At 70.1% G+C, this 13,676-nt stretch carries 11 protein-coding genes; 6 read left to right on the forward strand and 5 right to left on the reverse strand.

Going from position 1 to position 13,676, the window contains the following annotated elements; all coding sequences use genetic code 11:
- Positions 1–51: 51 nt before the first annotated feature.
- The 5 genes from IF04_RS0101055 (at position 52) to IF04_RS0101080 (ending at position 5,528) form a co-directional block, all read left to right on the forward strand.
- Positions 52–1,320, forward strand: coding sequence for an ABC transporter substrate-binding protein (locus IF04_RS0101055; RefSeq protein WP_030249382.1), 1,269 nt, complete (start codon positions 52–54; stop codon positions 1,318–1,320).
- Positions 1,317–2,231, forward strand: a complete 915-nt coding sequence (locus tag IF04_RS0101060) for a carbohydrate ABC transporter permease (protein ID WP_030249384.1) — start codon at positions 1,317–1,319, stop codon at positions 2,229–2,231. Before IF04_RS0101055 ends, IF04_RS0101060 begins: the two co-directional genes overlap by 4 nt.
- Before the next feature lie 3 nt (positions 2,232–2,234).
- Positions 2,235–3,071: a carbohydrate ABC transporter permease gene (locus IF04_RS0101065; protein WP_030249385.1), complete on the forward strand. Its 837-nt coding sequence runs from the start codon at positions 2,235–2,237 to the stop codon at positions 3,069–3,071.
- Between the two features lie 234 nt (positions 3,072–3,305).
- Positions 3,306–4,244: a TauD/TfdA dioxygenase family protein gene (locus tag IF04_RS0101075; protein WP_030249387.1), complete on the forward strand. Its 939-nt coding sequence runs from the start codon at positions 3,306–3,308 to the stop codon at positions 4,242–4,244.
- 123 nt (positions 4,245–4,367) lie between these two features.
- Positions 4,368–5,528, forward strand: a complete 1,161-nt coding sequence (locus IF04_RS0101080) for an alkaline phosphatase PhoX (RefSeq protein ID WP_030249389.1) — start codon at positions 4,368–4,370, stop codon at positions 5,526–5,528.
- Here the strand turns inward: IF04_RS0101080 and IF04_RS0101085 are convergent.
- The 3 genes from IF04_RS0101085 to IF04_RS0101095 all read right to left on the reverse strand — a co-directional run bounded on the left by IF04_RS0101085 (position 5,506) and on the right by IF04_RS0101095 (position 10,864).
- Positions 5,506–6,357: an ArsR/SmtB family transcription factor gene (locus tag IF04_RS0101085; protein ID WP_030249392.1), complete on the reverse strand. Its 852-nt coding sequence runs from the start codon at positions 6,355–6,357 to the stop codon at positions 5,506–5,508. The two genes, IF04_RS0101080 and IF04_RS0101085, sit on opposite strands and share 23 nt — an antisense overlap.
- 611 nt (positions 6,358–6,968) lie before the next feature.
- Positions 6,969–9,752 (reverse strand): pyruvate, phosphate dikinase, encoded by a 2,784-nt coding sequence (ppdK, locus tag IF04_RS0101090; protein ID WP_245654236.1) that lies wholly within the window; start codon positions 9,750–9,752, stop codon positions 6,969–6,971.
- Between the two features lie 347 nt (positions 9,753–10,099).
- Complete coding sequence (locus IF04_RS0101095) at positions 10,100–10,864, reverse strand: type 1 glutamine amidotransferase (RefSeq protein ID WP_245654237.1); 765 nt, start codon at positions 10,862–10,864, stop codon at positions 10,100–10,102.
- Positions 10,865–10,958: 94 nt separating this feature from the next.
- On the opposite strand from IF04_RS0101095, the gene IF04_RS0101100 reads away from it, so the two are divergent.
- On the forward strand, positions 10,959–11,897 hold the full coding sequence (locus tag IF04_RS0101100) for a TIGR03619 family F420-dependent LLM class oxidoreductase (protein ID WP_342668100.1): 939 nt from the start codon (positions 10,959–10,961) through the stop codon (positions 11,895–11,897).
- A 34-nt stretch (positions 11,898–11,931) separates the two neighbouring features.
- Here the strand turns inward: IF04_RS0101100 and IF04_RS0101105 are convergent, their stop codons facing one another.
- The gene (locus IF04_RS0101105) at positions 11,932–12,561 is read right to left on the reverse strand and encodes an MBL fold metallo-hydrolase (protein ID WP_030249404.1); all 630 of its coding nucleotides are present in this window, start codon (positions 12,559–12,561) and stop codon (positions 11,932–11,934) included.
- Complete coding sequence (locus IF04_RS0101110; RefSeq protein ID WP_030249407.1) at positions 12,561–13,646, reverse strand: S-(hydroxymethyl)mycothiol dehydrogenase; 1,086 nt, start codon at positions 13,644–13,646, stop codon at positions 12,561–12,563. The genes IF04_RS0101105 and IF04_RS0101110 overlap by 1 nt, the downstream gene beginning before the upstream one ends.
- Positions 13,647–13,676 lie beyond the last annotated feature (30 nt).

Here is a 13,676-nt window from a genome sequence, read left to right on the forward strand (position 1 = left end):
AGTGGTCGCCGCACCGGGTCGATCATCGACGAGCGCTGGGGGACAGCAGGCATGACGGACATCGGCAGACGGCGGCTGTTGGCGGCCGGCGGCGGTATCGCGCTCACCGGCGCACTGGCGGCCTGCGGCTCCAACACCGGCCGGAGCGGCGGAGGTTCGGGCCCGGCGCTGAGCCAGTGGTACCACCAGTACGGCGAGGCCGGCACCGAGCAGGCGGTGAAACGGTACGCCGATGCGTACGACAAGGCGCAGGTCACCGTCCAGTGGCGGCCCGGCGACTACGACCGGCAGACCGCCGCCGCCCTGCTGACCGACTCGGGCCCGGACGTCTTCGAGGTCAACGGCCCGACGCTGGACCAGATCCGCGGCGGCCAGGTCGTCGATCTGACCGACGCTGTCGAGCCCGTCAAGGACGACTTCAACCAGGCCGTCCTCGCGCCGAAGATCTGGCAGGACAAGATCTGGTCGATCCCGCAGGTCATCGACATGCAGCTGCTCTACTACCGCAAGAGCATGCTGGCGGACGCCGGGGTGCAGCCGCCCCGCACACTCGACGAACTGGTCGACGTCGCCCGCGAGTTGACCGCCAAGGGCAAGAAGGACAAGGTCAAGGGGCTGTTCCTGGGGAACGACGGCGGCGCGGGCGCGCTCGGCGGCACCCCGCTGTACGCCGCCGGGCTGTCCATCGTCACCGAGGACGGCAAGGTCGGTTTCGACGACCCGGCCGCGGCCCGCACGCTCGGGAAGATCCACGAGCTGTACGCCGACAAGTCCCTGCTCCTCGGCGCGCCCACCGACTGGTCCGACCCGGACGCGCTCACCCAGGGCCTGACCGCGATGCAGTGGTCGGGGCTGTGGGCGCTGCCGGAGGTGAAGAAGGCGCTGGGGGACGACTTCGGGGTGCTGCCGTTCCCGAAGGACGGCTCCGGCGGCAAGAACGCCGTGCCGGTCGGCGCGTACGGCTCGGCGGTCAGCGCGCGCAGCAAGCACAAGAAGGAGGCGGTGGCCTTCGCGAAGTGGCTGTGGATCGACCGCACGGACTACCAGCGCGACTTCGCGCTCTCCTACGGCTTCCACATCCCGGCCCGGCTCTCCCTCGCCGAGAAGGCGAAGGAGCTGCGTTCGGGCGCGGCCGCCGACGCCGTCTCGTACGCCACCGACCTCGGCCACTCCGAGCCGCTGCTGTGGACCACCGCAGCCAAGACCGCCTACCAGGACGCGGTCAGCCGCATCATCAAGGACGGCGCGAACCCGGAGAGCGAGCTGAAGACGGTCGTACGGAAGACCAAGGCCGAGCTGGACCGGGTCAAGAAGAAGTGATCCGCACGCTGCTGGGACCCCAGAACCGCAATCTGTGGTTCTGGGTGTTCGTCGGTCCGTTCGCGGTCGGGCTGGCCCTGTTCACGTACGTACCGCTGCTGTGGAGCGTCTGGCTCAGCTTCTTCGACGCGCACAACACCGTGACGCCGACGAAGTTCGTCGGGCTGGACAACTACGTCTCGATGCTGGGCGACGGCGCGTTCCTCAGCAGCCTGGGGACGTTCCTGCTGTTCTCGGCGTTCATCGTGCCGGCGACGTATGTGCTGTCGCTGGGGCTGGCGCTGATGGTGAACCGGGTGCGGTTCGCGCAGGCGTTCTTCCGGTCGGTCTTCTTCCTGCCCACCGCCTGCAGCTATGTCGTCGCGTCGCTGGTGTGGAAGCTGTCGATCTTCAACGGGGTGCGGTTCGGGCTGGCCAACACCGTGCTGGGGTGGTTCGGCGCGGACCAGACGGCGTGGCTTTCGACGACCGATCCGCCCTGGTACTGGCTGGTGATCGTCACCGTACGGCTCTGGCTGCAGGCCGGCTTCTACATGATCCTCTTCCTGGCCGGGCTGCAGCGGATCTCGCCACGGCTGTACGAGGCCGCCGCGGTGGACGGTGCCAAGCCCGGCTGGCAGACCTTCCGGCACATCACCTTCCCGCAGCTCCGTGCGACTTCGGTGGCCGTCGTCCTGCTCCTCGTGATCAACGCCTTCCAGGCGTTCGACGAGTTCTACAACCTGCTCTCCGACGCCCGCGGCTATCCGCCGTACGCCCGGCCGCCGCTGGTCTACCTGTACTACATCGCGCTCGGCAGCGAGCAGAACCTCGGGCTCGGCAGCGCGGGCGCGGTGATCCTCGCGCTGATCATCGCGGTGGCGACCATCGTCCAGGCCCGCTGGTTCGGGCTGGGCCGCAAGGAGGACTGACCGGTGGACCAGGCACTCATCCGGGCGGGCCGGGCCCTGCGGCTGGTCCTGCTGATCGCCCTCGCGCTGCTCTTCCTGATCCCGTTCTACCTGCTGCTGCGCAACGGGCTGGCGACCGAGGCGGACATCACCGCGCCGGACTGGACGTTCTTCCCGCGCTCGCTGCAGTGGGGCAACATCGCCGAGCTGTTCGCGGACCCGAATCTGCCGATGGCGCGGGCGCTGCTGAACTCCACGGTGATCGCGGTGGCCACGACGCTCGGCACGCTGCTGCTGGCCTCGCTGGCCGGATACGGCCTGGCCCGCATCCCGTACCGGCACGCGAACGCGGTCTTCTACGCGATCCTCGGCACGCTCATGGTCCCGGCCGCGGTGACTTTCGTACCGAGCTTTGTGCTGGTCTCGTCGCTGGGGTGGATCTCCACCCTCCGCGGGCTGATCATCCCGACCCTCTTCTCCGCCTTCGCGTGCTTCATCTTCCGGCAGTACTTCCTCGGCTTCCCGCGCGAGCTGGAGGACGCGGCGCGGGTGGACGGGCTGGGGTACTGGCGGACGTACTGGCGGGTGGTGGTGCCGAACTCCCGGCCGGTGTTCGCGGCGGTCGGCACCATCGTCTTCATCGGGGCGTGGAACGCCTTCCTGTGGCCGCTGGTGATCGGCCAGGACCGGGAGGCGTGGACGGTGCAGGTGGCGCTGTCGACGTTCACCACCGCGCAGAACGTCAATCTGCACGAACTGTTCCTCGCGGCCGCGGTCTCGATCCTGCCGCTGATCCTGGTGTTCTTCCTGCTGCAGCGGTACATCGTGGCCGGGGTGGAGCGGACAGGCATCGACGATTGATGTACGGTGCCAACATGATGGCGCGACCGACCTCCCGTGAGCAGGAGCCGCAGTTCTGCGGCCCCCGCGGTGAGTGCGCGCCCCGCGGTCTCAGCTTCCTGAGCCGCCGTGGCCGGGTGGGTTCTCCCCCGGTCTGTTCCTGCCGCTGAGCCCGTTCGCTCCGGTTTTCTCCCCCCTTTTCCCTTTGCTCGCCTTTCTCCTTCCTGCACACCTCTGTCTCTTCAGGAGGATCAGATGACGGCCATCGCCGTACCCACCGCCCCTGCCCTGCGCGACCACCGCATCCCCGCCGACGGCCTCTACGAAGGCGTACGCGTCCTGAACCGGCTGCCCGAAGGCTGGGAGGACCGGCCGTACGAGCGCTTCGAGGTCGTGCCGCAGGGCCGCACCATCGGCGCCGAGATCCGCGGTGTGGACCTGTCCCGCCCGCTGGGCGACGCGCTCCGCGCCGAGCTGAACCGGGCCCTGCTGGAGTGGAAGGTGCTCTTCTTCCGCGGCGCGCACCTGCCCTCCGGCGCGCAGGCCGCGTTCGCCCGCAACTGGGGTGAGCTGGAGACCAATCCGCTGCTGGCGCGCGGGGACAGCGAGGAGGTGGTGCGGTTCGACAAGAAGGACCCCACGGCACCCACCTTCGAGAACGTCTGGCACACGGACGTGACCTTCCGGGAGCGGCCGGCGCTGGGCGCGGTGCTCCAGTTGCGCGAGGTGCCGCCGTTCGGCGGGGACACGATGTGGGCCGACATGGCGGCCGCGTACGACAACCTGCCGCAGGAGGTGAAGAACCGCATCGACGGTGCCCGCGCCGTGCACGACTTCATCCCCGGCTTCTCGCGCTTCTACCCGGCCGAGCGGCTCGCCCCGCTCCAGGAGCAGTTCCCGCCGGTCGAGCACCCGGTGGTGCGCCGCCATCCGGAGACGGGCCGGAAGATGCTCTTCGTCAACACCTCCTTCACCACCCGCATCGTGGGCTGGGACCGGGCGGAGAGCGACCGCATGCTGCGGCTGCTGTTCCAGCAGGCCCATGTGCCGGAGTACCAGGTGCGGTTCCGCTGGCAGGCGGGCGACGTGGCGTTCTGGGACAACCGGGCGACGCAGCACTACGCGGTGGCGGACTACGCCCCGCACGGGCGGGTCGCGGAGCGGGTCGCCATCGCGGGTGACCGGCCGCAGTAGGACTGTCCGGCCTCCCGTTACCGCTTGTTGAGGCCACGTCAACTCGGGCCTCCTACGGTGCACTGCGCGTCTCCCCGGCCGCCACCCGGCGGCCGGGGCTCTCACGACACACGTGGAGTGACCGTGGAACGTCGTACCTTCCTGCGCGGAGCCGTCATCGGCGCCTCGGCGGCCGCCTTCGCCGGCACCCTGATGCCCGGTGCCGCATACGCCGCCCCCGCCCAGCCGGGCTCCGGCCCGTACGGCGCGCTCGGCGCCGCGGACGCCAACGGCATCCAGCTGCCCGCCGGCTTCACCAGCCGCATCATCGCCCGGTCCGGCCGACAGGTCGGCAGCACCGGCTACACCTGGCACAACGCCCCCGACGGCGGTGCCTGCTTCGCCGACAGCACGGGCTGGATCTATGTCTCCAACTCGGAGATCAACCCGGGCGGTGGCGTCAGCGCGGTGAAGTTCGGCGCGACCGGTGCGATCACCGGCGCGTACCGCATCCTGTCCAACACCCGGCAGAACTGCGCGGGCGGCAGAACCCCGTGGAACACCTGGCTCTCCTGCGAGGAGGTCTCGCTCGGCGCGGTGTACGAGACGGATCCGTTCGGGGCGAAGGCGGCCGTCCGCCGGGACGCGCTGGGGAAGTTCAAGCACGAGGCGGCCGCGGCCGACCCGGTGCGCAAGGTGATCTATCTGACCGAGGACGAGTCGGACGGCTGTCTGTACCGCTTCGTGCCGGCCACGTGGGGCGATCTGTCGGCCGGCCAGCTCCAGGTGCTGGTCGCCGGCTCCGCCACATCCGGCTCCTTCAGCTGGGCGAACGTGCCCGACCCGGACGGTTCGCCCGCCACCACCCGTACCCAGGTCTCCGGCGCCAAGCACTTCAACGGCGGCGAGGGCTGCCACTACGCCAACGACACGGTGTGGTTCACCACCAAGGGCGACAACCGCCTCTGGCAGCTGAACCTGGCGGACAACACGTACGAGCTGGCGTACGACGACTCGCTGGTCAGCGGCGGGAACGCGCCGCTGACCGGGGTCGACAACGTCACCGGCGCGTCCTCCGGCGACCTCTACGTCGCCGAGGACGGCGGCAACATGGAGATCTGCGTCATCACGCCGGACGACGTCGTGGCGCCGTTCCTGCGCGTCAACGGCCACTCGGGCTCGGAGATCACCGGCCCGGCCTTCTCGCCGGACGGCAAGCGGCTGTACTTCTCCAGCCAGCGCGGCACGACCGGCAGCTCGTCCGGTGGCATCACCTACGAGGTCACGGGGCCGTTCCGGGCGTAGCCGCCGATACCCGCTCCGCCGGGGCGCCGCCGCGGATGAGGGCGGCGCCCAGCGGGGTGAGGGTGTGCAGGACGGCGTTGCCCTGGCGCAGGGTGACCAGCAGTCCGGCCTCCCGCAGCACGGTCGCGTGCTGGCTCGCGGAGGCCAGCGACACCTCGGCGCGCCGGGCCAGTTCGCTGGTGGTGCAGCCGCCGCCGATGCCCCGCAGGATCGCGGAGCGGGTGCGGCCGACGAGCTTGCCGAGCGAGCGGCCCGGTGCCGCGGGGGCCGTGGGCCGTGGCGCCTGGTGCTCGACGGGGTAGACCAGGACCGGCGTGAGCTCCGGGTCGAGCAGGGTGACCGGGGTGCGGCGGCAGAAGAACGACGGGACCAGCAGCAGCCCGCGCCCGTCCAGGTACAGATCGCGGTCGACCGGGTAATCCGCCTCCAGGACGGGCGGCCGCCAGCGCATCATCGGCGGCAGCGAGCCGAGCAGCCGGTCGGCGCCGCCGTCCAGCAGGGCCCGGCCGCGCGTCGCCCGGTCCGCTTCGATACGGGCCTGGAGATGCGGCCAGTACGGCGCGATGGCCGCGTCGTGGTAGTGCCGCAGCACGCCGGCCAGCCGGTGCAGCGGCCGGGTGTCGCCCTGGGCGAGGTCGCGCACCCACGGCTGGGGCGGGCGGCCCTCGGTCAGCCGGGTGAGATCCCGGTGCAGTCGCGGGGCCGGTGTCGCCTTGAGCGCGGCGAGTGCGTCATCGATTCCGAGCAGTCCCTCGGGGGGCGTCAGGAAATCGGGAAAATATCCCTTGGTTGGGATCAGCGGGGCGAGATAACGTGTTTCACCATTCAACCGGGAGCGGGTTTCCGTACGCCATTCGTTGAGGGTCGTACCACCCTGCCGGTCGCGCAGCCGGTGAAAACTTAAAACGGTCTCCCACAGCACATCAGGGCGTGCGGCAATCCGCACGCGGGCCAGATCCGGTCCACTGAAATGGACGCGCAGCACCGAAACCCCACCATCGCCATCCGTTGTCGGCCCCCGAGCACCCGAGTATGCACACGGCCACGCGGGGTCACCACGCCCTTTTGGCCAGTCTTGAAAAGGGTCGCGTCGGAGCCGAACTCCCGGAATGCTGTTGCTCAATTCGGTGGCGATACGGATGGCACGGATTGCTCGGACCCGTGGGGGGTGACGAGTCATCACCGGCCGTCCCGCTACCCGCCGAAGGCCGCCGCCCGGGCCGAGCTGGCGGCGGCAGCTCCCGAGGGGGGAGTCCGGAAAAGGCGAGGGCGGCACCTCCGCACAGGTGCCGCCCTCGTTTCAGCGAGCCGGAGCCGCCCAACGGGCTGAGGGTCGGGGGCCCATACAGCGGCTCCGGTCGTCTGCAGGCCGGGTGACCGGCCGTTGTACCGCCTGCCGACCGGAGTTTCGTGCACCGGCCGGCAGACGTGCTCAGGGGGTCAGCGGCTGTCGCTGCCCTTGGACTCCGCCGCCGCGCGGCCCGCCTCCAGGCGCGCCACGGGGATGCGGAACGGCGAGCAGGACACGTAGTCCAGGCCCACCTCGTGGAAGAAGTGCACCGACTCGGGGTCGCCGCCGTGCTCGCCGCACACGCCGAGCTTGAGGTCGGGGCGGGTGGCCCGGCCGGCCTCGGCGGCGTTGCGTACGAGCGAGCCCACGCCGTCCTTGTCGATCGTCTCGAACGGGCTGACGCCGAAGATGCCCTTCTCCAGGTACGCGGTGAAGAAGCTGGCCTCCACGTCGTCCCGGGAGAAGCCCCACACGGTCTGCGTGAGGTCGTTCGTGCCGAAGGAGAAGAAGTCGGCGGACTCGGCGATCTGCCCGGCGGTGAGGGCCGCACGGGGCAGCTCGATCATCGTGCCGAGGGTGAGCCCCAGGTCCACACCGCGGGCGCGCTCGACCTCGGCGATGATCTGCTCGGCCTCCTCGCGGACGATCTCCAGCTCCTGGACGGTGCCCACCAGCGGGATCATGATCTCCGCACGCGGGTCGCCGTTGGCGGCCCGGCGCTCGGCGGCGGCCTCCGCGATCGCCCGTACCTGCATGGCGAACAGGCCGGGGATGACCAGGCCGAGGCGGACGCCGCGCAGACCCAGCATCGGGTTCTGCTCGTGCAGCCGGTGCACGGCCTGGAGCAGGCGCAGGTCGTTCTCGTTGGAGTCCTTGCGGGACTCGGCGAGCGCGACGCGCACCGACAGCTCGGTGATGTCGGGCAGGAACTCGTGCAGCGGCGGGTCCAGCAGCCGCACCGTCACCGGCAGCCCGTCCATCGACTCGAAGAGCTCGACGAAGTCGCCCTTCTGCAGCGGCAGCAGCTCCGAGAGCGCGGCCTCGCGCTCCTCGCCGGTGTCGGCGAGGATCAGCCGCTCGACCATCTCGCGCCGCTCACCGAGGAACATGTGCTCGGTGCGGCACAGGCCGATGCCCTGGGCGCCGAACCGGCGGGCGCGCGCGGCGTCCTCGGCGTTGTCGGCGTTGGCGCGTACCCGCAGCCGGCGCACCCGGTCCGCGTACGCCATGACCCGGTGCACGGCCTTGACCAGCTCGTCGGCGTCATCGGCACCGGCGTGCATCCGGCCCTCGAAGTACTCCACGACCGGGGACGGGACGACCGGGACCTCACCGAGGTAGACCTTGCCGGTCGAGCCGTCGATGGAGACGACGTCGCCCTCCTCGATGACCACGCCGCCGGGCGCGGTCAGGCAGCGCCGCTTGGTGTCGACCTCCAGCTCCTCGGCGCCGCAGACACAGGTCTTGCCCATGCCGCGGGCGACGACGGCCGCGTGCGAGGTCTTGCCGCCGCGCGAGGTGAGGATGCCCTCGGCGGCGATCATGCCGTTGAGGTCGTCGGGGTTGGTCTCGCGGCGGATGAGGATGACCTTCTCGCCCGAACGCGACCACTTCACGGCGGTGTACGAGTCGAAGACGGCCTTGCCGACGGCCGCGCCCGGCGAGGCGGCGATGCCCCGGCCCAGCAGCTCGGTCTTCGCCTTCTCGTCGAAGCGGGGGAACATCAGCTGCGCGAGCTGCGCGCCGTTGACCCGCTGCAGCGCCTCGGCCTCGTCGATCAGGCCCTGGTCGACGAGCTGCGTGGCGATACGGAAGGCCGCGCCCGCGGTCCGCTTGCCGACGCGGGTCTGCAGCATCCAGAGCTTGCCGCGCTCGATGGTGAACTCGATGTCGCACAGGTCCTTGTAGTGCGTCTCGAGCGTCTCCATGATCTGCATCAGCTCGTCGTACGACTTCTTGTCGAGCTGCTCCAGGTCCGCGAGCGGAACGGTGTTGCGGATACCGGCGACAACGTCCTCGCCCTGCGCGTTCTGCAGGTAGTCGCCGTACACGCCCTGGTGGCCGCTGGCCGGGTCGCGGGTGAAGGCGACGCCGGTACCGGAGTCCGGGCCGAGGTTGCCGAAGACCATTGAGCAGACGTTGACCGCCGTGCCGAGGTCGCCCGGGATGCGCTCCTGGCGCCGGTACAGCTTCGCCCGGTCGGTGTTCCACGAGTCGAAGACCGCGCGCACCGCGAGGTCCATCTGCTCGCGCGGGTCCTGCGGGAAGTCGCGGCCCGTCTCCTTGGAGACGATCTCCTTGAACTGGCCGACCAGCTTCTTCATGTCGGCCGCGTCCAGCTCGACGTCGACCTTGACGCCCTTGGCCTGCTTGGCCTCCTCCAGCGCCTCTTCGAAGAGGTCACCGTCCACGCCGAGCACGGTCTTGCCGAACATCTGGATGAGGCGGCGGTACGAGTCCCACGCGAAGCGCTCGGAACCGGCCTGCTGCGCGAGGCCGTTCACCGACTCGTCCGAGAGCCCGATGTTCAGCACGGTGTCCATCATGCCGGGCATCGAGAACTTCGCCCCGGAACGGACCGATACGAGCAGCGGGTTGTCCGCCTGCCCGAGCTTCTTGCCCATCTGGCGCTCCAGCGCGTCCAGATGCGCGGTGACCTCGGCACGCAGTGCCGCCGGCTCCTCGCCGTTCTCCAGGTACTCCTTGCACGCCTCGGTGGTGATGGTGAAACCGGGCGGGACGGGAAGTCCCAGATTGGTCATCTCGGCGAGGTTCGCACCCTTCCCGCCGAGCAGATCCTTCAGGTCCTTGTTGCCCTCGGTGAAGTCGTAGACGAACTTCACCGCGTCGGCGGACGGGGATACGTGGGGATCTTGTGTTTCCGACACGGGACTGACTCCTCGCGGACGGGCTGCCCTGACGGCGAGGAACATACCCAGATCGAAGGCGCCTGGGTACGTCCACTCGGTCGACATGCGCCCGTAACCCGGCGTCAGCCAACAGATCGAAAGTCGAGTGTCCCGACCGCATGCATTCACCTTATGAAGGCATGACTCCGGAAGGTGCGGGCGATCATGGCTGGTTCTGCACGGAGCGCGACGGCTGCCTTGATCATCTGAACTCAAGAGCCGTGGCACCCAGTGCCAGCTTTGGAGACATAGAACCCCGATGAATCGCTCATCTGAGCGCGACCCTTATCAAGGGTGGCGAGAATCACGCGCCGCGAGGCCCGCCGATCCCACGATTCGGACCCGTCGACGGACATGTAACGCCGCTGTCATCACGCCGCCGCAACCCGCTCCAGGAAGGCGTCCACGAGCGCGTACGCCCGCTCCCGCGCCTCGGGAAGCGCCGCCCGCACCTCCTTGACCAGCGCGTCGGGGTCGGCACCGAGCGACTCCGCGACACCCGTGTCATCGCCGTCGAACCAGGCCCGCAGCACCCCGGGCGTCAGCTCCGGATGGAACTGCACCCCCAGCGACCGCCCGCAGACGAACGCCTGCGACGCGACCTCGTTGCGCGCGAGTTCGCGGAGCGGCAGACCGGCGCCGCCCTCGTCCGGCACGGCCTCCGGGAGCAGCCACCGGTCCCCGTGGAACTGGAACCACGGCCCCGGCCCGACCAGCCCCGGCTCGTCCACCTCGACCTCCGTCCAGCCGAGCTCGAAGCGTGGAGCGCGCTCAATCGAGCCCCCGAGCGAAGCGGCCAGCAGCTGCCCGCCGAAGCAGATGCCGAGCACGGGTATCCCCAGCCGCCGCGCGTCCCGCAGCAGGTCCAGCTCGGCCCGTATCCACTCATTCATGCGGTTCACCGACCAGGGCGCGCCGAGCGACAGGATCAGGTCATATTCGGCGACCGCCGGAAATCGGGGCTCGACGTCCGGAGTCGCATACCGCTCGGCGGGGACCACGAGCAGTTCGTCGAGCGCGTATCCGCGCTGCGCCAGCCGGTCGCCGACATGGCCGGCGGCGGAGAGGTGGTCGTGGGCGATGACCAGGGCGCGCTTCGTCATGGAGACCTCGTTCGGTTCGGTACCTGCGGCCACGCGCCGTTCCGGCGCCGGCCTCTTGTGTCGTTTGATCTCAAACAATAACGTCGGACGGCATCGGAGAGCCCTCGTCGACCGACCTGGAGGCACTGTGCCGTCCCCCCGCATGCTGCTCGTCCTCAGCGAGAACTGGACCATGACCGGCGGCCGCTGCGACCTGGAAGCCCTGGTCCGCTGGGCCCGCGAGGCCGAGGACGCGGGCTTTGACTCGGTCATGCTCAGCGAGCACCTCGTCCTCGGCCCCGACTCCGGCGCACTCGGCGTGATGCCCAACCCCCGCGAGTACGCCCTCCCGGGCAACCAGGACCCGCACACGCCCTGGCCCAACTCGGTCGTCCTGCTCAGCGCGATCGCGGCCGTGACGTCACGCCTGCGGCTGGTCGCCGGTGCGATCCTGGCGCCGCTGCGCCACCCGCTCGTACTCGCCAAGGAGCTGGCCACCCTGGACCTGCTCAGCAAGGGGCGGCTGGTCGTCCTGCCGACGGTGAGCTGGAGCCGGGACGAGTACGCGGCGCTGGACGTCCCGTTCGGGAAGCGCGGCAAGCTGCTCGACGAGCACCTTGAGGCGTGGGAACGGCTCTGGCGCCCCTCCCCCGCGACGTACGAGGGCGAGCACTACGCCTTCTCCGACGTCTATCTGGAGCCCAAGCCGTACCGGCCCGGCGGCCCGGAGCTGTGGTTCGGGGGCGGCTCGCTGCACGGTCCGCTGCTGCGGCGCCTGGTCCGGTACGGCCACGGCTTCAACCCGCTGGGCCGGCCGGCCCCCGAGGAGCTGGAGAAGCTGCGCGCGGCGATGGCGGAGGCCGGGCGCTCGATGGACGAGCTGGAGATGATCGGCGGTACGCGGGCGGTCTTCCCCGGTCCGGACGCGGTAGCGGACCTGGGCCGCGCGCTGGAGAGCGTGCCGGAGCAGATGACGCAGGGCTTCGGCACGTTCTGCATCAAGCCGTCGCAGTTCACCGACGACCCGCAGGACGTCGGCCGCTTCTGCCGCGAGGTGATGCGGCGGGTGGAGCGGCTGACGTCCTGAGGGGCCGTGTGCTTGTGCTTCGAGCGGCTGCGGCTCAGTGGCCGCGGGCGATCCATTCCTCCAGGTGCGGGGCCTCGTCGCCGATGGTGGTGCTGTCGCCGTGGCCGGTGAACACCTTCGTCTCCGGCGGCAGGGTCAGCAGCCGCTTCCGGATCGACTCGACGATGGTCGGGAAGTCCGAGAACGACCGCCCGGTCGCGCCGGGGCCGCCCGCGAACAGGGTGTCCCCGGTGAACACGGCCCCCAGCGCCGGCGCGTACAGGCACACCGCGCCGGGCGCGTGCCCCGGCGTGTGCAGCACGGTCAGCTCCGTACCGGCGACCGTGAAGACCTGTCCGTCCTCCAGCTCGCCGTCCGGCAGCCGCTCGGGGTGGGTCAGCTTCCACAGCGGCCAGTCGTCCGGGTGCAGCAGGACCGGGGAGGCGGCCCGGTCCGCGAGTTCCGGCGCGGCGTCGATGTGGTCGTTGTGCGCGTGCGTGGAGATGATCGCCAGCAGCCGACGGTCCCCGACGGCCTGCAGGATGGCCTCGGCATCGTGCGCGGCGTCGATGACGACTGCTTCGTTGTCGTCCCCGATGATCCACACGTTGTTGTCGACGTCCCAGGTACCGCCGTCGAGGGAGAACGTCCCGGAGGTGACGAGGTGCTCGATGCGTGCCGCCATCACAGCACCACCACCGAGCGAAGCACGTCGCCTTCGTGCATCCGCGCGAACGCCTTCTCCACGTCCCCGATCCCGATCGTCTCGGTCACGAACGCGCCGAGGTCGATCCGCCCCTGCTGGTGCAGGTCGACGAGCATCGGGAAGTCGCGGGACGGCAGACAGTCGCCGTACCAGGAGGACTTGAGCGCTCCGCCGCGCCCGAAGACATCCAGCAGCGGCAACTCCAGGTTCATCTCCGGCGTCGGCACGCCGACCAGGACCACCGTCCCGGCCAGGTCGCGGGCGTAGAACGCCTGCTTGTACGTCTCCGGGCGACCGACCGCCTCGATGACGACATCGGCGCCGAAGCCACCGGTCAGCTCGCGGATCGCCTCGATCGGGTCCACGGCCTTGGAGTTCACCGTGTGCGTGGCGCCGATCGTCTCGGCGGTCGCCAGCTTCCGGTCGTCGATGTCCACCGCGATGATCTTCGCGGCGCCCGCCAGCCGGGCTCCGGCGATCGCCGCGTCACCGACGCCACCGCAGCCGATCACGGCGACCGAGTCGCCCCGCCCGACGTTGCCGGTGTTGATCGCGGCACCGATGCCGGCCATCACACCGCAGCCCAGCAGTCCTGCCACGGCCGGCGAAACGGCCGGATCCACCTTCGTGCACTGCCCCGCCGCCACCAGCGTCTTCTCCGCGAACGCACCAATACCGAGGGCCGGCGACAGCTCCGTACCGTCCGTCAAGGTCATCTTCTGCTTGGCGTTGTGCGTATCGAAGCAGTACTGCGGACGCCCCCGCAGACACGCCCGGCACTGCCCGCACACCGCACGCCAGTTGAGGATGACGAAATCGCCGGGCTCGACGTCCGAAACGCCCTCGCCGACCGACTCCACGACACCAGCGGCCTCATGCCCCAGCAGGAACGGGAACTCGTCGTTGATCCCGCCCTGCTTGTAATGCAGGTCCGTATGGCACACACCGCACGCCTGGATCTGCACGACCGCCTCACCGGGACCGGGGTCCGGGATCACGATCGTCTCCACCCGTACCGGCTCGTTCTTCCCCGGTGCGATGACTCCGCGTACTTCCTGCGCCATGGGAGCAGCCTTTCGCCACGTCAGTTCGCT

Source organism: Streptomyces violens, from assembly GCF_000717745.1.
GTDB lineage: Bacteria > Actinomycetota > Actinomycetes > Streptomycetales > Streptomycetaceae > Streptomyces > Streptomyces violens.

Bases quoted from the DNA above. Each gene is read 5' to 3' on its own strand.
- IF04_RS0101075 (WP_030249387.1), top strand. From the start codon at position 3,306: ATGACGGCCATCGCCGTACCCACCGCCCCTGCCCTGCGCGACCACCGC.
- IF04_RS0101105 (WP_030249404.1), bottom strand. From the start codon at position 12,561: ATGGCGGCACGCATCGAGCACCTCGTCACCTCCGGGACGTTCTCCCTC.
- IF04_RS0101055 (WP_030249382.1), top strand. From the start codon at position 52: ATGACGGACATCGGCAGACGGCGGCTGTTGGCGGCCGGCGGCGGTATC.
- ppdK (WP_245654236.1), bottom strand. From the start codon at position 9,752: ATGTTCCTCGCCGTCAGGGCAGCCCGTCCGCGAGGAGTCAGTCCCGTG.
- IF04_RS0101110 (WP_030249407.1), bottom strand. From the start codon at position 13,646: ATGGCGCAGGAAGTACGCGGAGTCATCGCACCGGGGAAGAACGAGCCG.